Annotated in this window: 14 protein-coding genes; 5 read left to right on the top strand and 9 right to left on the bottom strand. The window is 59.7% G+C overall.

The window, feature by feature from the left end:
* Nucleotides 1-15 precede the first annotated feature (15 nt).
* On the bottom strand, nt 16-738 hold the full coding sequence (locus tag C481_RS02235; protein WP_049904350.1) for a class I SAM-dependent methyltransferase: 723 nt from the start codon (nt 736-738) through the stop codon (nt 16-18).
* 713 nt (nt 739-1,451) lie between these two features.
* On the opposite strand from C481_RS02235, the gene pdhA reads away from it, so the two are divergent.
* The 3 genes from pdhA (at nt 1,452) to C481_RS02220 (ending at nt 4,342) form a co-directional block, all read left to right on the top strand.
* Nucleotides 1,452-2,600 carry a pyruvate dehydrogenase (acetyl-transferring) E1 component subunit alpha gene (gene pdhA, locus C481_RS02230; protein WP_006107237.1) on the top strand — a complete coding sequence of 383 codons (1,149 nt, stop codon included), beginning with the start codon at nt 1,452-1,454 and terminating at the stop codon, nt 2,598-2,600.
* Nucleotides 2,597-3,646 (top strand): alpha-ketoacid dehydrogenase subunit beta, encoded by a 1,050-nt coding sequence (locus C481_RS02225; RefSeq protein WP_006107236.1) that lies wholly within the window; start codon nt 2,597-2,599, stop codon nt 3,644-3,646. Before pdhA ends, C481_RS02225 begins: the two co-directional genes overlap by 4 nt.
* Nucleotides 3,647-3,910: 264 nt before the next feature.
* Nucleotides 3,911-4,342: an MOSC domain-containing protein gene (locus C481_RS02220; RefSeq protein ID WP_006107235.1), complete on the top strand. Its 432-nt coding sequence runs from the start codon at nt 3,911-3,913 to the stop codon at nt 4,340-4,342.
* Between the two features lie 573 nt (nt 4,343-4,915).
* Here the strand turns inward: C481_RS02220 and C481_RS02210 are convergent.
* From C481_RS02210 to C481_RS02185, 6 genes are all read right to left on the bottom strand, one after another.
* Nucleotides 4,916-5,716, bottom strand: a complete 801-nt coding sequence (locus C481_RS02210) for a hypothetical protein (protein ID WP_006107232.1) — start codon at nt 5,714-5,716, stop codon at nt 4,916-4,918.
* Between the two features lie 927 nt (nt 5,717-6,643).
* Nucleotides 6,644-7,429, bottom strand: coding sequence for an inositol monophosphatase family protein (locus tag C481_RS02205; protein WP_006107231.1), 786 nt, complete (start codon nt 7,427-7,429; stop codon nt 6,644-6,646).
* A 61-nt stretch (nt 7,430-7,490) separates the two neighbouring features.
* The gene (locus C481_RS02200; RefSeq protein ID WP_006107229.1) at nt 7,491-8,672 is read right to left on the bottom strand and encodes an ABC transporter ATP-binding protein; all 1,182 of its coding nucleotides are present in this window, start codon (nt 8,670-8,672) and stop codon (nt 7,491-7,493) included.
* Between the two features lie 11 nt (nt 8,673-8,683).
* The gene (locus C481_RS02195) at nt 8,684-9,517 is read right to left on the bottom strand and encodes a carbohydrate ABC transporter permease (RefSeq protein WP_006107227.1); all 834 of its coding nucleotides are present in this window, start codon (nt 9,515-9,517) and stop codon (nt 8,684-8,686) included.
* Nucleotides 9,514-10,443 carry a carbohydrate ABC transporter permease gene (locus tag C481_RS02190; protein ID WP_006107226.1) on the bottom strand — a complete coding sequence of 310 codons (930 nt, stop codon included), beginning with the start codon at nt 10,441-10,443 and terminating at the stop codon, nt 9,514-9,516. Before C481_RS02190 ends, C481_RS02195 begins: the two co-directional genes overlap by 4 nt.
* Nucleotide 10,444: 1 nt before the next feature.
* Complete coding sequence (locus C481_RS02185) at nt 10,445-11,830, bottom strand: ABC transporter substrate-binding protein (protein ID WP_006107224.1); 1,386 nt, start codon at nt 11,828-11,830, stop codon at nt 10,445-10,447.
* A 171-nt stretch (nt 11,831-12,001) separates the two neighbouring features.
* Between C481_RS02185 and C481_RS02180 the strand changes: the two genes are divergently transcribed.
* Both C481_RS02180 and C481_RS02175 read left to right on the top strand, forming a co-directional pair.
* Nucleotides 12,002-12,967: a D-2-hydroxyacid dehydrogenase gene (locus C481_RS02180; protein ID WP_006107223.1), complete on the top strand. Its 966-nt coding sequence runs from the start codon at nt 12,002-12,004 to the stop codon at nt 12,965-12,967.
* A gap of 119 nt (nt 12,968-13,086) precedes the next feature.
* Nucleotides 13,087-13,866: an IclR family transcriptional regulator gene (locus C481_RS02175; protein ID WP_006107222.1), complete on the top strand. Its 780-nt coding sequence runs from the start codon at nt 13,087-13,089 to the stop codon at nt 13,864-13,866.
* A 928-nt stretch (nt 13,867-14,794) separates the two neighbouring features.
* Here C481_RS02175 and C481_RS02170 read toward each other — a convergent pair.
* Together C481_RS02170 and C481_RS02165 are read right to left on the bottom strand one after the other, a co-directional pair.
* Nucleotides 14,795-16,300 (bottom strand): glycosyl hydrolase family 28-related protein, encoded by a 1,506-nt coding sequence (locus C481_RS02170; protein ID WP_006107220.1) that lies wholly within the window; start codon nt 16,298-16,300, stop codon nt 14,795-14,797.
* Between the two features lie 344 nt (nt 16,301-16,644).
* Nucleotides 16,645-17,919, bottom strand: a complete 1,275-nt coding sequence (locus C481_RS02165; RefSeq protein WP_006107218.1) for a M24 family metallopeptidase — start codon at nt 17,917-17,919, stop codon at nt 16,645-16,647.
* Between the last annotated feature and the right edge of the window lie 88 nt (nt 17,920-18,007).

Raw genomic sequence — 18,007 nt, 5'->3', positions numbered from 1 at the left:
TACCCCCGCAGTCGGTCACCGTTCGGATGTTGACGCTCGGACACACAGGAACGTCGGGTATTTCAACCGTTTCTCGAAGGATTCCGGCTTCTTCTCTTTGAACGACTCTTTCGGCTTCGGTTCGACCAGTTCGTCCAGTTGGAACCCAGTTTCGATGAGTGGGTTGATGACCTCAGAAAATGGCCGGCGGTAGAACGGGACAGCAATTTCCTCGCCGGAGGCCGACCACGTCATCCGTTCCTGTTCGATTTCGAAGTAGTTCTCGGCCTCGAACGCGACGTACTCATCAACTGGATGTTGGGCCGAAAACACGAGGAATCCACCCGGCCGGAGGATACGAGCGAACTCCCTGAAGGGCCGTCTCCAGTCTTCGACGTAGTGGAGCGAAAGACCGCAAATGACACCGTCGAACTCACTGTTGTCGACAAACGTGAGGGGTTCCGTGATATCGGCTCGGCGAATTTTTGCTCGGTCGCCGATTCGTCGTCTCGCCTGTTCGAGCATCTCGGCGTTCTTGTCAACAGCGAGGACATCCGCTTCCCTCTCGATCAACCACTCTGCGTACCGACCGTGTCCACAACCCGCATCAAGAACTCGTTTACCCTCGATGGGTGGAACGAGTTCCGTCATCGCAGGAAATTCTAGGTCCGCGCAGTAGGGATCCTCTTCTTGCGTCTTGTACGTCTGCGCCAATTTATCGTATGCGTCCGTTACGGTGGGGCTCTCATCAGGTGGCATGAACACGGTTGTGTATCACTCCTCGAGTTAACCGTTGTGATTCCGATTTCGAGCCACTATTCATCGTTACTACCATCGGAAACAGGTCTGTTGAATCGGACGGGCTGAAAGAGACAACGCTGAATTGTGCATCCCCGGTCTAAAACGTTTCGTCAATTTGAAACAGCGGACTCGTACTGCGCGTGAACTACTCTAGCCATCGACGAAGGTACCTTGAACGTTTGGTATTATTCAGAGAAAAACCCAGGTAATGTCCCAAAATAAGCCCACACAGTGTGAGTGAGTCACACAGTACTATTAAGTATATGACTGGAATCTATATTTCGTATGGCACCCGCCAGTACACTGGAGGGACGCAGCGTCAGTGACCGATCCCAACCACTCACTGTCGACTTGAACACGCGGTTCTTCCAGACACTGTTTCCATCTTTTACATTTACAGCGACGCGGACACCCACACTGGCGGGCACCTCGTCGGCGCTGGACGACGGACTACGGTCCTCGCAGCGGACACGAGCGAGGACGGCGACGGTTCCAAATTCGAACTCACACCGGCGTTCACGATCGGGACCGAAACCGACTCGGAGACGGGCACACCGTCCCGCCGACCATCGATAGGACGTTCATGAACTCGTGCCCATGACGGCGGACACAACGCAGCGGCAGCATCACAAGCAGCGGCAGGTCTCTGTACCACGACTACGACCACGACAATGAGCACCCAAAAGGACGCGGAGCAGCACGGGCATAGCGCGACGACCTACGGCGATGACAAGCCGATTCGAATCCTCGATACGGACGGCACCGTCCTCCCGGACGCCGAGGTACCGGACCTCTCGGCCGACGAACTGGTCTCGATGTACGAGGACATCAAACTCGCCCGGAAATTCGACCAACGGGCGATCAGCCTCCAGCGACAGGGGCGTATCGCGACGTACGCGCCGATGACGGGCCAAGAAGGCGCACAGGTTGCGACGAGTTACGCGCTCGACGACCAGGACTGGCTGTTCCCGACCTACCGGGAACACGCCGCCAAGTACGTCCACGGAATGGAACTCGAGTCGCTGTTGAAACCGCTCTGTGGCCATCGAGACGGGTACGCGATCCCCGACGGCGTTCCCATCATGCCGGAGTATATCCCCATCGCGACACAGATCCCGCAGGCAACGGGGATGGCCTGGGGGAACCGACTCCAGGGAAACCCCGAGAGGGCCGCCCTCTGTCACTTCGGCGACGGGGCGACCTCCGAAGGCGACTTCCACGAGGGACTGAACTTCGCCGGCGTCTTCGACGTCCCCGTCGTCTTCGTCTGTAACAACAACCAGTGGGCGATTTCCGTCCCGCGGGACCACCAGACCGCCAGCGAAACCATCGCCCAGAAAGCTGCCGCCTACGGCATCGAGGGCATCCGCGTCGACGGACTCGACCCGCTGGCGATGTACTCGGTGACCAGCGCAGCACTACAGAAGGCGAAAAATCCCACCGAAGACGACCGCCGACCAACCCTCATCGAGTCCGTCCAATATCGTTACGGCGCGCACACGACCGCTGACGACCCCTCCGCCTACCGCGACGAAGACGAGGCAAATGCCTGGCGCGAAAAGGACCCACTCGACCGACTGCAGAACTACCTGACTGCCACCGACATCCTCGACGACGAACTCGAGGCCGAGATCGACGACCGCATCGAGTCACGGCTCACCGACGCCGTCGAAACCGTCGAAAACGCGACGACCGATCCCGACTCCATGTTCGATCACGTCTACGCCGAGCTCCCGGATCGACTTCGCAACCAGCGCGACCGCCTGCGCGCGCTCCGCGAGAAATACGGCGACGACGCCTTTTCCGAGGTGTTAGAGTGAGCTCCACGACGGCGGACGACGGGACCGCCGAAGCCGATACGGACACGGACGCGGAAACAGACGAAACCGACACGCTAACTCTCGTCGAAGCCGTCCGGGACGCCCTCTACACCGAGCTCTCGCTCGACGAACGCGTCATGATTCTCGGCGAGGACGTCGGCGAAAACGGCGGCGTCTTCCGGGCGACCGCCGAACTCGTCGACGAGTTCAGCGCCGAGCGCGTCGTCGATACGCCGCTCGCGGAATCGGGGATCGTCGGCACGGGGATCGGCCTCGCGCTGAGCGGACTGCGGCCGGTCGCGGAGTTGCAGTTCATGGGATTTTCCTATCCCGCGTTCGACCAGCTCGTCAGTCACGCGGCTCGATTGCGAAGCCGCAGCAACGGCCAGTACTCGGTTCCGATGGTGATCCGCATGCCCTACGGCGGCGGCATCCGTGCGCCCGAGCACCACTCCGAGTCCAAGGAGGCCTTCTTCGTCCACGAACCGGGGTTGAAAGTCGCCGTCCCGAGTTCACCCGCCGACGCGAAGGGGTTGTTGATCGCGGCGATCCGCGACCCGGACCCGGTGGTCTTCCTCGAACCGAAACTGATCTACCGCGCGTTCCGGGAAGACGTGCCGACGGCCGCCTACGAAGTGCCCCTCGGCGAGGCGTCCGTCCGCCGTGGGGGGACCGACGTGACGGTATACACGTGGGGCGCGATGATCCAGCCGACGCTTATCGCCGCGGACAACGTCGCCGACGAAGCGGGCATCGACGTGGAAGTCGTCGACCTGCGAACGCTGTCGCCGCTCGATACCGAGACGATCGTGAACTCGTTCGAGCGGACCGGCCGGGCCGTTATCGCCCACGAAGCGCCGAAAACCGCCGGCGTCGGGGCCGAAATCGCCGCAACGATCCAGGAGGAAGCGCTGCTTTACCAGGAGGCCCCGATCAGGCGCGTCACCGGTTACGACGTACCGATGCCGCTACACGAACTCGAGGAGTACTACCTGCCACAGGCGATTCGGATCGAGGAGGCGATCCGCGAGACGGTATCGTTCTAGCGCGGGATCGGGGGTTCATCATCCACCGACAGTCCGACTGTGCCTGACTCACCGGCACAAGAGTTGAGATTGCGGTTCTCGATGCAGACGATTGTGATAGATAAATCCTCGTTCACTAGAACCAACAGTGGTCTCGAATAGGCTTCGCGAATCAGGGATGTCTCCCTCTTCTTTCAAAATGTATAATATCTACGTTCACGAAACAAATGTATGGGAACTGGCAGAGTTACACAGCTCCACATTGCTCCCGATAGTGGTGACCCGATGCAAGCACGACAAAGCGTCGACGCAGTCGCCGAACGCGGGCTCCGCGGCGACCGGTATTTCGAAGGGCGTGGTCTGTGGAACTTTCTCGACGAAGACCCGGACCGAGAGGTACAGGAAGCAAGCGATATTACCTTCATCGAAGCCGAGGCGCTGGCAGCAGTCGAACGGGATGCCGGAATCGAGATCCCGACGGGTGCACACCGTCGAAACGTGACGACTCAAAATGCCCCGCTCAACCACCTCGTGGGCCAAACGTTCACGGTCGGTGATGCCATCTGCGAAGGAGTCCAGCTGTGTGAACCGTGTGGGTACATGCAGTCGCTCGTCGGAGAGGAAAAACTCTCGAAAGCGCTCGTCCACCGTGGTGGGCTGAATGCGAACGTCGTCGAGTCTGGTCCGATCGCCATCGATGACGAGGTTCGGTGGTAACCGTGGTTGTCGTCGAGTTGGAAGGATCCATTTCCGTCGAAATGACGACGGGAGATTCAAAGCCGTGCAAGTATACGGTCATGCACGAGGGAGAACAGGTCGCCCAGTACGAAACCAGCGCGGATCCGCGAACGGCGGGCGGTCGCATCGGGCTTCGAAACATCGTCTGCAGGCATGTATCCGGTGTCGATAAAAACGCGATCGATGAGCGACTCTCGACTGAGATATCGCAAAACGCAGCGGCACTGTCGAACGAATTCGGGACGAGATAATACCCGCCCTCTCCGTAGTAACGTCTGCAAGACGTGATTTTGCCACCTTCTGTATCCATCCGCTTTTTGAACTAGCTATAGTTTCGAACGGTACCCGAGAGATTAGCGCGAGTTCAGTCCGTGTGGGATCGTGAGACAACCCCTGTCGAGTCCGCTTCCAACCGCCGTCACTGTGTCACCAGTTCAATATTGAGTCGGTACCCGACCGGTCTACGCTATGGCGAAGTGGGCATCGACGGTTCACTACAGATCCCAGAAGCACGATTCAGGCGGCTGCGATAGTGACTCACATCGGCGAGCGCTATAGCTCGCGGCCATCGTACGCCTCGAGAATCTCCTGTACGTGCGCTCGGACCGCCGTCGCCCGAGCCGCCGTCTCGCACGGTACCGCCGTCGGCGGCGTATACAGTTTATCCATCGTCCACGAGAGCACCCGTCCGATCGCATCGTCCGGCAGGTCGTCCGGCTCCCAAGCGAGACCGAGACCGGTTCCGTCGTCGCTTTTCCTCGCCTGTCGGAGGTTCGTCAGCCCGTAGCAACTCGCTTTTCGGCTGTCGATCGTCTCGACGCAGAGCGAGCCGCCCGCTATTCGCCAGCGACGCTGTTCGGCCGTCCACTCGAACTTCGTTTCGGTCGGGACCAGGCACGCCGTTTCTCCGGGGAGGTCGACGATTTCGCCGGAGCGAATCCACTCGCCGAGCAGTGTCGCATCGAGTCCGACAGCCGAATGGTGGGGAATCGACTCGAGAACCGGCGCGTCGGTCCGGTGGAGTTCGACTCGAAAGACGAAGTGCGCCCCGGCGACTCCATCGGTGAGTGCGATGAGATCGAAGAGGTGTTCTCGCCCCTGCTCGGTCGTCGTCGGGCATGTCCACGCAACCGTCCCGTTCCGGTCCGCCCCGGGAACGCGATCTAGATGCGGGCGGATCGCACCCCACGCGCGGCGACACGCGCCGCCGTCCGGGTCCATCCCGAGTTCAGCTTCATCGATGTACAGCCGAGCCGTCGTCGTCTCGGGGAGCACCAGCTCGACGACCGAACTGAACTCGTCGGCAAACCGATCGCATTCGAGCGTATGCGTTCGCGTCAGTTCCGAACCCATGTGCGAAAGGGTAGGAACGCTGACCAAATACGTATTTCTGTCGATCTGGTGGGAGAGCCGTCCATTCAAACGGAACTCGACCGCTGTTCTGGGAGCACTGTGATGGCTCTTCTCAGGGAACGGCGACGGAAAGAAGCACAGCACGTTCCGACCACTCACGGTCAACGAGCACGGTATCAACGAACTATTCCGAAACGAGCCCGCTTCGTCGTGAAACGTATCGTTCGGCGTTCTCACCCGAAGAGAAGAAACCGATGGGAAACCAAAGACTGACGCAGTAGTTCGAATACGCGGATCCCGATTGCTAGCAGATACGATGAGGCTTTGAATCGACGCGATCTCGTCTACCGCCTCCGCTATTTTTCACCAAGAATGTTGTATCTCTAGTGATTTTTATTATAGTAGTGTTCTAATTGGACAATATAAAAGTAGATTGTTGCTCGACTTCCTGGCCGTGAGTTCTGGAAGGGATCGGCGAAAACGGGATGGATGTGAAACTAGTTTTAAATATATTTAATTAATATATTTGAAGTTGAAATGGGATTAAGAAACCTTATATAGCTAGTATTCGTCGCTATCGTTGAGAACACGGGTCTCAAGGGGATCGTGGTCCGCGGTCATTTATGTAGAAATACGGCGGCTCGATCGGCACTTGGATGCCTACAGACGACGCCATCGAGGAACAAATTGGACCCACCGTCTATTGCGATATTTACACAATACTAAAGAACATATATAATGACCGGATAGTAGTATCATTCCTACCTGTGGTATGTTTGTCGTCTTCAGAGGGGACCAATTGAGGACAGGTTACACAAGAGTTTTGCCCTCGTGAACGCCCTCGGATCTGGAGAGTTATCAGGTGACTGGAGTACCGATTCTACGCGCCTTGGGAAGGCGTCCTCCGGCGAGAAAGCGAAGGTTTGTTTACGCTACCGCAGCCCGCACGCGTTCGACGATTTCGTCGTGGGCGCTCCCGTTCGATGCGACGAGACCCTCGCAACCCGGCTTCCACGGGTTTCCACCGAGATCGGTTACCACACCTCCTGCTCGTTCGACCAGCGCGATGCCGGCGATCGTGTCCCACGGGTTCGGCTCCGGTTGAGGCGACACGGCCGCATCGAGCGTGCCGCGGGCGACCATTGCAAGCGTCACTTGAGCGCAGCCGAATCGACGCAGATCGCCGAACTCGAGTATCGACTCCCGAAGGAGGTTGCCGAACTGTCGGTCGCGTTCGGACCCGTATCGAAGGATCGGCGCGACGACGAACCGCTCGAGATCCGCCTGATCGCTGACGGAGATGGACTCGTCGTTCAGCGTTGCATCGGCGGAATCCGCCACGAACGTCTCGCCGAGCGCCGGGGCGACGGTCACCGCCGCGACGGTTTCGTGGTCGCGGACGGCGGCGACCGTCGTCGTCCAGAGCGGAACGCCGCGGACGAAGTTCGTCGTCCCGTCGATCGGATCGATCACCCAGGCGTTGCCGTCCTCGGGAACGGACTTCAGCTCGTCCTCTTCCTCGCCGACGATCGTCGCATCCGGGTACGCGTCGCGAACGACCTCGATAACGCGGTGTTGCGTCTCGGTGTCGGCTTCGGTAACGAAGTCCATCTTCGAGTTCTTGGTCGCGACGTCCAAGTCGGTGCGAAAGCGCTCGTGTGCGATCTCGGACCCCGAAATCGCCGCTTCGTACGCTGTATTATATCGTGACATTGTGGGTGGGTCGATAGTCGTGAGGCAGTGTCCTAAACGTTGGTGACTCCACGGGGAGAGATCAGACGATTCGCGTCCCGTCCTCCTCGAACAACCACGCCTCCTCGGTCTGGATGTCGACGTGAACTCGATCGGTATCCCTCGCGATTTCGCCCTGTGGCGTGACCGCCGACAGATCGGTACCGCCGGCGGACAAGTGGACGGCGTCCCGATCGCCGAGCGGTTCGACGACGTCGAGGTCCGCGACGAACGCGCCGCGGTCGATCTGGAGGTCCAGGTACTCCGGGCGGATTCCGTAGATGACCGTCTCGCCGACGAGCGACTCGAGGCGTTCGGCTTGCGTCTCCGTGGCCGGAATCGTGTAGAAGTCGGACGCGAGCGCGATTCCATCGGCCGTCCGTTCGACGGTACATTCGACGAGATTGGGGGACGGAGAACCGATAAATCCGGCGACGAAGCGGTTCGCTGGTTCGTTGTAAATCTCGTATGGCGTGCCGATCTGCTGGACGTACCCGTTGTTCATTACGACGATCTTATCTCCCAGCGTCATGGCCTCCTCCTGGTCGTGGGTCACGAAGATCATCGCCGTGTGCAACTCCCGCTGGATCTTCTTGACCTCGACGCGCATGTGATCGCGGAGGTTCGCATCCAGTGCCGAGAACGGCTCGTCGAGCAGGAACGCCGCGGGCTCCATCACCATCGCACGCCCGAGCGAGACGCGTTGCTGTTGGCCGCCCGACAGCGCTGAGGGCTTCCGGTCGAGGGCTTCGGAAAGCCCGAGCGTCTCCGCGACGTCCTCGACGCGGCGTCGCTTCTCCTCGCTCGAGAGGTCGGTGTTCATGTCCAGTCCGAAGCGGATGTTCTTTCGGACGCTCATGTGCGGGAACAGCGCGATACTCTGGAAGACGAACGCGAGGTTCCGGTCTTTGGACTTCAACCCGGTGATATCCTCGCCGTCGACGGTGATCGACCCCCGATCCGGCTCCTCGAGCCCGGCGATACACCGGAGCGTCGTCGTCTTGCCGCAGCCGGAGGGACCGACGAGCACGACGAACTCGCCCTCGTCGATTTCGATGTTCACGTCGTCACAGGCGACGACCGAACCCTCGTTGAACGTCTTTCGAACGCCGTCGAGTCGAATTCGGTTGCCCGAGACGCTCGCGTCGACGGCGTTCTGGTTACCGCTCGATGCTTCCGATCGCTTCGGTTGGGTATCCGAACTGGTATCTTCTGTCTGTTTCATGGGTTCTCGACTCATACGCTGAACGCACTTTCCAGGTAGTTACGCGCGACGAGGTAGATGATCGTCGGTGGAGTACCGATGATGAGCGTTTCGGCCATCAGTTTCCCCCAGTAGACGCGCTCACCCGACCCGCCGCCGATGGTACCGTACAGTACCGGCACGGCTGGAACCGGCCCCGTGCCGGTGGTCAAGAGATTGGCGAAGAGGAAATCGTTCCATCCCGTGAGAAACGCGAGGAATCCGACGGCGACGATCCCGGGCGCCGCCAGCGGCAGAATAACGCGAACGAACGCCGTGAACTGCGTACATCCGTACACCTGTGCGGCCTCCTCGATGTCCGTCGGGAGGTTTTCGAAGAAATCTCGGAGGATCCAGATGGAAAACGGGGTGACGAACACCTGGTACGCGAGGATCATTCCGAAGATTGTGTTGTACACTCCCAGAGCGGTCCACAGGTCCATGATCGGGATGACCAGGAGAATGTAGGGGAACATCATCGCCGAGATGATCGCGTAGAACCCGGCCGTTTTCCCGTAGAACTCCTTCCGGGCGAACGCGTAAGCGCCGGGGATCGTGATGGCCAGCGCCAGCAACGCGGTGCCCGCACCGATCAGGAAGCTGTTGACGAGATTGCCCCGTAGTTCCTCGAACCCGCTCGTCCACGCTTCCAGCGTCGGCTCGTACGGCACGAGGTGCGGGTCGGTGAAGAACTCGCTCGGCGGCATGAACGACACCGAGAGGATGAACAGAAACGGAACGAGGTTCCCGAGCACGAGAAACGCGACGACGCCGTACGCAGTCGCTTTCAGCGTCACGCCGGTCGCATCGTAGCCGGTCGTACTCATGCTCCCGCCCCCTCACTCGCGCGCTCGAACTCGCGAATGAACACGAAGACGAAGCCGAGGGTCATCACGAGCAAGATGATCCCGATAGCGTACGAGATGCCCATCTGCCCTCGCTCGTAAGCGAACTGGTACAGTAACACCGCCAGGATGGACGTATCGTATCCCGGCCCGCCGTTGGTGAGTTGAAGCACCTGCGAGATCTTCGTCATGTTCCAGATGATTCGGATACTCAGTGCGACCAGGATGGCGCTTTTCAGCTGAGGGAGCGTCACGCGAAGGAACGTCTGGACCGGTCCTGCACCGTACATACGGGCGCTCTCGTACAGTTCCTCCGGGATACTCTCGAGGCTGGCCGAGATGATGAGAAACATGAACGGCCAGAAGGTCCAGGTCGTCACGAACATCACGACCGCGAGCGACATGGGACCGCTGCTACCCCAGTATATCGTCTCCTCGAGAACGTTCAACTCGGTGAGATAGCCGAAGACGGGCCCGAAGTCCGGTTCGAGCAGGTACGCCCAGATAGTCCCGATGACCAGCGGTGGCATCGTGTAGGAGAGCAGAAACGCCGCACTGACGAAGCTCTTTCCGCGGCGGAGTTCCCGCACGGCGAGCGCCGCTGCGAGTGCGACACCCAGCTGAAACACCGTCGTCAGCGAGAAGATCGCGGTCGCCTTCAGGGACGTGTAGAACGGCTCCCAGTTCAGCAAGAACTCGTAATTCGCCGCCCCGATCCACGTCGGATCGCCGCCGAAGGGCCACTCGTTGAAGCTCATGTAGATACCCTGCAGGAAGGGAAGCCACATGAGCACGATCAGGAACAGCAACACCGGCATTATCAACAGATAGGTGAACCAGTTCTCCCTGAGAATCGATCGGTAGCGTTCGGTTCTCCCGTCGATATCGAAGAGGCGTCGTGTCGACATATCAGAGGTCCACCTGGTTGCGTATTTCTTCGGCAGTTCGAGTGCACGCCTCTTCGGCGCTGATCTTCCCACGGATAGCCTCCTGGAACCGCGGACCGGCGATATTGTACTGGATCGCGTTCATCTTGGGGTGGCTCGACCAGCCGTGTTCCATTCCCTCGACGGTCGTCTCGAGCGTCGAGATGTAATTACTCTGGGAGAGTGCCTCGTCCTCTTCGAGGTCCGACCACACGTCCCTTCGAACCGGAAGCGTCGCCAGTGACTTCGGCACCTCCGCCTGGAAGTCCGCCGAGAGCAGTTTGTTAATCCACTGGATAGCCATCTCCTCGCGCTCTTGCCAGGCCTCTTCCGGGACGCCGTCGGGCTTTCGCATGAGCGCGACACACTGCGTGAAGAAGTCGCCGCGATTGCCCGCATCGCCCTCCCAGGACGGACCGAACACGATGGTTCCGTCCCTAATCATCTCCTCCGCGCGGCTCATGAACTGCCCGAAGCCCTTCGTGCTCCCCTGGTACATACTCACCTCTCCCTGAATGAGCATCTGGGCGGCACCCTCGTTCGATGCCGTCGCCGCCTTCTCGGAGGAGAGTCCGTGTTCCCGGTAGAGGTCGACGTACTGTTCGGTCGCCTCCTTCCAGATGTCGTTGTCGTAGTTGACGTCCGACCACTCTTCGTCGAGGTACGTCCCGTCGTACCCGCCCTTGGAGGCGGTCCACGTCACGAGCGCCTCGTCGGTAACGTCTCCGTGCTCGCCGTAGATCTGGAACCCGTACTCGCCCGGACCCTCCTCTTGAAGCTGCGTCGCCACCTGGACGAGATGCTCGTAATTCTCGGGGGGAAAATCGTCCTCGATCGAGAGACCGGCCGCTTCGAAGTGATCCGCCCGGGCGATGAACGGCGCCCCGACTTCGAGACCGATCGGAATCTCGTACAACGCTTCGTCGAACCCGCGATAGCAGCTCCGGGCCATCTCCAGCGCCCACTCGACGTTCTCGAGCGCCTCGTCGTCGAGCCTGTCCCTGTACTCGCTGACGGGCTTGACCCAGCCGGGTTCGATGAACTGACCGGTGAGCGAGTTCGTCGAGTCGTAGAGGAGCGGCCGATTGCCGTTCTGGATGTTGTTCTTCCACTTGCCGCCGTTGATGTCGTCCCAGGTCGACCAGTTCATCTCGAGTTGCGCGTCCTGCTCGCGCTGAAACTCCTCGACGGACGTTTCCATCAACTCCGCGGCGACTTCCGATTGCGAGTGGAAGTACTCCCAGTACTCGTTGGTATTCCCCGCACCGGTTGATCTGTCGACGATATCGCTGAGGCAGCCCGCTGAGCCTGCAGCCCCGACGCTACCAGCAGTTATGATAAACTGGCGTCTCGGCATCTGGCTTGCCATACAGCCACATGCAGTATCGACTCCAATAAACATTTGGATTAGATCATAATCAATTATAGCGGACCGATCGCTCACAGCGCGTGCCGATTGGCCAGAATTAATAACCCCACCGCAAGTTTGGTAGGACGCTGTCGCGGGGTACACTCGATCTCCCGGCGGCGGAGTCTACCAATGAGCAACGATACACCGGACGTTCTCGTCCTCCGCTCCGATACGCACGGACTGCCAGCGCGCGAGTACGCCGACCTGCTCGACGAACAGCTTCCGGATCACGACGTGCGACTCGCCCGGACGCCGGCCGAAGAGCGCGAATACATCGAACACGCCACCGTCGTCTCCGGCGTCGACATCGACGAGACGCTGCTAGAGCGCGCGGAAGATCTCGAACTGTTCGCGGGCATCGCCGCGGGTTACAACCACCTGCCGCTCGATACCCTGCGCGAGATGGACGTCGCCGTCACCAACGCCTCCGGGATCCACGCGCCGAATATCGCGGAGCAGGTCGTCGGATACGTACTGACCTTCTCGCGGCGGCTGCAGGAGGGGCTACGGCGGCAGAATCGCCACGAATGGCGCCACTATCAGGGCGACGAACTGATGGGAAGTACGGTCACCGTCGTCGGCCTCGGCGCGATCGGGACGGCCGTCGTCGAACGACTCTCCGGATTCGACGTCGAGACGATCGGCATTCGATACACGCCCGAGAAGGGGGGCCCGACGGACGACGTCGTGGGCTTCGACCGACGGGCCGTCCACGACGCGCTGGCGCGAACCGAGTATCTGATCGTCGCCGCGCCGCTGACGGAGACGACGCGCGGATTGCTCGCAAGCGCCGAGTTCGAGACGCTGCCGCCGGACGCGAAGGTGATCAATGTCGGCCGCGGGAAGATCGTCGACACCGACGCGCTCGTGTCCGCGATTCGGACGAATCAGATCGACGGGGCCGCACTCGACGTGACCGACCCCGAGCCGCTGCCCGCGGATCACCCGCTGTGGGACTTCGAGAACGTCATCATCACCCCGCACAACGCCGGTCACAGCCCGAAACACTGGGACCGGCTGGCCGATATCGTCGCCGGAAACGTAACGGAACTGTCCGAAACCGGCGACACGGAAACCCTCACGAATCTCGTCTGATCGACGCCGCGAGCCGACGATCGAAGGCGAATTCGGAACTCCGATTCAAATACCCAGGAACACCGTCGCGTTCGTCGCCGAGAGGCATCGTTAAAGGTGTGCGAGTCGATGACGGAGATATGTTCGACAACGCACCCGAGTCGACGAACAACACGCTCGGATCGGTCGAAAAAGCCTTCACCATCCTCGAACAGCTCAGGCGATCGGGGACGATCGGGGTCTCCGAGCTGGCGACGGCACTCGAGATCCCCAAAAGCACGATTCACATCTATCTGCAGACGCTACGGAAGCAGGGATTCGTCGTCCAAGACGACGGCGAGTACGCGTTGAGCTACCGGTTTCTGGAGTATGGCGGCGAGCACAGAAATCGATCGCGGCTGTACGAAGTCGCGCGACCGGAAGTAGACAAGCTCGCGTCCGAAACCGGCGAGGTGGCAAACCTCGGTATCGAAGAGAACGGACTTCGAGTGCTCCTCTACAAGTCGGAGGGGCCGGAGGCGATCCACGACAACGCCCCGATCGGAGAGTACGCGCACATGCACTGGACGGCCCTCGGAAAGGCGATGTTGGCCCACTACCCGACGAGCCGCGTCGAGTCGATCATCGACACCCACGGATTACCGCGTGCGAACGAGCACACCATCACGGATACAGACGAACTCGTCGCGGAACTCGAGGACATCCGCGAACGCGGCTACTCCGTGGAGGATCAGGATCGAAGACACGGCGTGCTCACGATCGCCGCCCCGATCGTAGATCGGCAATCGGACGAGGTCATCAGTTCGGTATCGGTATCCGGACCGAAGAACCACCTGGACGACAACAATCGATTCGAAGAACTCGTCGCAGCAGTCAAGAAGGCGGCGAACGTGATCGAACTTCGCTACTCGCACTATTGAACTCGGGCTTCCCGCTATCTGATATGCGTGATCTCATTGGCTGTTCAACGATATTGAACTCTTACTAAACCGATTCTGCTCACGTCGATATCAATGCACATTCTTTACACTCATACAGTTGTAATTCCCCTGTCCGTACTGTCAATATTCTCAGCACGATCCCACGATTATACGCGACTCAAATCGAAGAATTATTGATATCTACCAATTAGGGGGTGAATTATTCCTACTGTGCATCCCTCGTTCAAGATTGTTGTGTTCCGGCTGGTGTTCACTACTACCGTCCCAAGTGCAGTCTTCATCGGCTCTTCGGGAACATCCCTGACCGTTTGGAACACACTTGGTTCAGAACCACGCAGCTGGTGAGCGGGTGCGGTTCTCCAGTACGAACTTATTCTGAAGCGAGCGGTCTCAAGTTGGGTTGGACACCTGTCTGCTGTAGTATATATCAGCAGTAGGTTGGCTCCTCGAGAGGTCACTAGTAATAACTTTGATTAGAAAGGCACCGAGGTATCTTGCATAAAGCGTGAAATAATATAGTGGACTCGTTTCCAACGGGATACGATTCAAACGGAGCGTCCTGGACCAGACCGCGGTGTTTCCGTATCACTCAGCAGGAAAAAGGCAATATAGAAACAGTATTACCACCGTTTTGTGGCTATTTAATTATTGTTCTTCGATTAATATCGGTTATTTCGACACATATGCTGGAAATAAATCGAAAAGTGATTACATACGTTCGAGACGTGAGGTAACCGGTTCCACAACTCGTAGGTGGATAGTTGGTCGAGTGGGAGACGTATTCATGTACTGTTTGCACACTACTATAATGCGTAACGACCGTGAAAATCACTCGGTAGACAATCGCCAGCAGAAGTCTAAAATAGACAATTTCCCGAGAATTGAGCTGGTCGCAGGGTTCAGATACTCACGAGGTAGCCCATTCCCGAAGTTCTCCATCCGCATCGACCTCGACCCGCCGTCCCACGTCGTCGAACGTGACACCGCCGTAGGAAACACTGCTACCAGCCCCGGCATAGACGGCGGTACTCCCACAATTCGCCGCGCGAGCGGTTGTGAGCGTGACGTCGACGTTTTCACGGAACCGGAACGCCTGGTCGTCCGCGCCGGTTGCAGTTACGGTACTCATCTTCAGGTCGGCCATGTCGTCGAAGATTATCGCGTTCGTGAACGGACCGTCCACGGTGACGTTCGATATCGCAGCGCCATCGAACCCGCTCGCGTACAACCCGGACCCGCCGGCGACTCCACTGTCATCGGTTCTGATCGTCGCGTTACTGATCGTCAGATCGCGCCGTCCACCCTTGCTGTGACCCAGCGTGATTCCTCTCGTGTTGTCGATGCAGGAAACGTCGTCGATGGTCAGGTTCTTGACTTCCTCACCGGGATCGACTCTGATCGCCGTGTACTGACACCCCGTGATATAGCCGTCTTTGATCGTGATCGATTTGTTCGGCCCCCGGTGCAGGTGGATACCGTACTCGGGGCCGTTCGTTGGATCGATCTGGAAGTTCGTGAGAGTGCAATTCTCGGACGGCGTATCGTCGTCGGTAACGAGTTCATCGTCGCTGCCGGTCCAGACGCTATTCCAGCCGGTTCCCGACTGTTGGCTGTCAAACTGTACCGGTGCGTTCGAGTCGCCCTCGCCGCCGCGGGTCGCCCAGTAGCCGTCTACGACGACGTTTTTCGAGGAGACGATGTCGATGTGATGATAGTATATCGCGTCGCCGTAGATATTCTCTATGCTGACGTTTGCCGCGTGAGCGGGCATGATACCGGTCGATTCCGGGGCGTCGATTCGAACGTTGCAAACGCCCCAGTTCGACGCGCCGTCGTAGCCGGTCGCGTCGTAGCCCCGGTTAGAGAGAAGCGCTCGACCCTCGGTACCGTCGGGACGCGGTCCCTCGAAAACGGTCGAGCGACCCGCGCCGAGGAGGATCGTATCGTCACCGATCAGCGGCGTCCGCTCGAAGAGGTATCGACCGGGCGGGAAGTACACGATCCCGCCGCCGGCCCGGGCGACCGTCTCGAGGAGTTCGTGGACGGCCCGTCCGACTTCGGTGGTTCCGTCCCCCTCGATCCCGTGGGCCTCGACGTTCCATACGGGAGTTTCCTCGGTCCGGGCGTGGACGACGGTCGCCGCCTCGAAGTGACTCGTTCCCGGGACCGGCTGTTCCGCGCATCCCCGGCCGCTGAAATAGACCCAGTCATCGCTCGCGGCATCCCACCGCCAAGTGATTCCCTGATCGGTCGCGTGGAAGAGTTCGTCGTCGTACTCGCCCGTCGCCGGGCGGTCGGCGATCGGACCGCGCACGATCGCGTGCTCGTCGACCGCCTCGACCGTGTCGGTGTGGTCCCACGATTCCCCCGCTTCGTACGTCCCGAGTCCGAGACGCGGCGTTTGGTCCCCCATATTATGTAGTGCCGTACCCCCGTCCGTACGCCGTTCCGTATCCGGATCGACTGGCACGTTCAGCTGACTCCGATACGTCGCCGCTCGAACATCCAGCGAGCGCACCGTACCCCCCGGAAACGGCGATGAGGACGGTCCGCCGCCCGATTCCAGAATTACTCATAAATCCGAATTATTCCGGTAATACATAAGAATGATCATCTGATGAGTTCAGCGACTAGGCAGGTACGACGATGCAGGTCGAAAGATTGAGAGACGGGTACGAACGCGAGAAGGCGACTGCTCGTCTGCAACTCGCTGGGACCCAAAAGTCGGTGCCGCCACGAGAGCCGTTCGCAGGCCCATCAGTGATCGATCACCGTAATCTCCTCGACGGGCCACTGGCTCAAGATTTCGACGCCGTTCTCACGGACGACGACCATCTCCTCGACGCGAACGCCCTGTCTGTCGGCCGGTTGCATCGTCTCGACGGCCATCGTCATCCCTTCCTCGATCTCGATCGGGTGGTCGGGCGAGAGGCCGCGCCAGATCAACGGCACCTCGTAGAGCTGTAACCCGAGGCCGTGTGCCCAGTGGTTCGTCGTCATCTGCCAGAACTCGTCGGCGTCGTACCAGTCCATGTGTTCGCCCTCCTCGTCCGGGAATTCCTGGCAGATCTCGTCGGTCGTCGCCCCGGGTTCGATGCGCTCGAGCACATCGTAGAGATCGTTCCGCGCGTTCTCGTAGGCCTCTTGCTGGGCCTGCGTCGGCTCGCCCATCGAGAAGGTTCGATAGTAACACGACCGGTAGCCGAGGTAGCCGATGTTGTAGAAGTCGGCATAGACGAGGTCGCCGGGGCGGATCATCCGATCGGTAGTATTCGCCTGATGTTTGGGCCACGTGTTCGGCCCCGACGTGACGTAGCCGCCACCGACGAACGCGCCGTGACGCCAGAGTTCACGAACGGCTTCGCCCCAGACCTCCGTCTCGCGCATTCCCGGCTTCGCAGTGTCCGTAATCGTCTGGAAACCCGCCTCGCAGATCGCGGCGACCATCCGCAAACACTCGATTTCGTCGTCGGTCTTGATCTTCCGGGCGTCTTCCATCACCGCCTGCGCAGTGGAGACATCGACGGAGACGCCGCGGTCCTCGAACGCCGAAACCAGGCTTCCGTTGCCGATGTCGATCCCGAGCGTCTCGTCGGCGACGCCGTAGTCGTCCATGGCCTCGGTGACGGTCTCGGCCATTTTCGAGCGCAAGAACTCGCGGGCGGAGGAACTCCCGGAGGCCCGCGGCACGTTCCCCAGTCCCGGACAGGCATACCGGATATCGTGGAGCCAGGGACAGTTGAACCGCTGGTTGCTCGCGTGGTCCGCGGTATCCCAGTGGACGATGTCGCCGTTCTCGGTCAACAGCGTGTAATGGTCCGCGCCGCTGCCGCCGGTCATCGCCAGCCCCGTGACGTACCGAATGTTCGGGTCCGAAACGAGCAATATCGCGCCGAGTTCAGTTTCCCGAAGGCGCTCGAGCGCCTTTTCCGTGCGCTCCTCGCGGAGTCGCTGAGTGTCGATGCGCTGTTCCCAGTCGACGGCCTGCGTGCCGCGGGTACCTTCCATGAACTCCCTGTCGTAAAACGTCATGAATAAGTACTGTATTTACCGTAGACGACATAAATCCCGGCGCTGCCGACAGACGCGCGACGTGGAGGGTCCGCAAGACGAGACGGCG

The sequence above is a fragment of the Natrialba asiatica DSM 12278 genome, from assembly GCF_000337555.1.
Lineage (GTDB): Archaea > Halobacteriota > Halobacteria > Halobacteriales > Natrialbaceae > Natrialba > Natrialba asiatica.
Note: the sequence above shows the minus strand (reverse complement) of the source record. Positions and strands in the feature narration are given on the sequence as shown.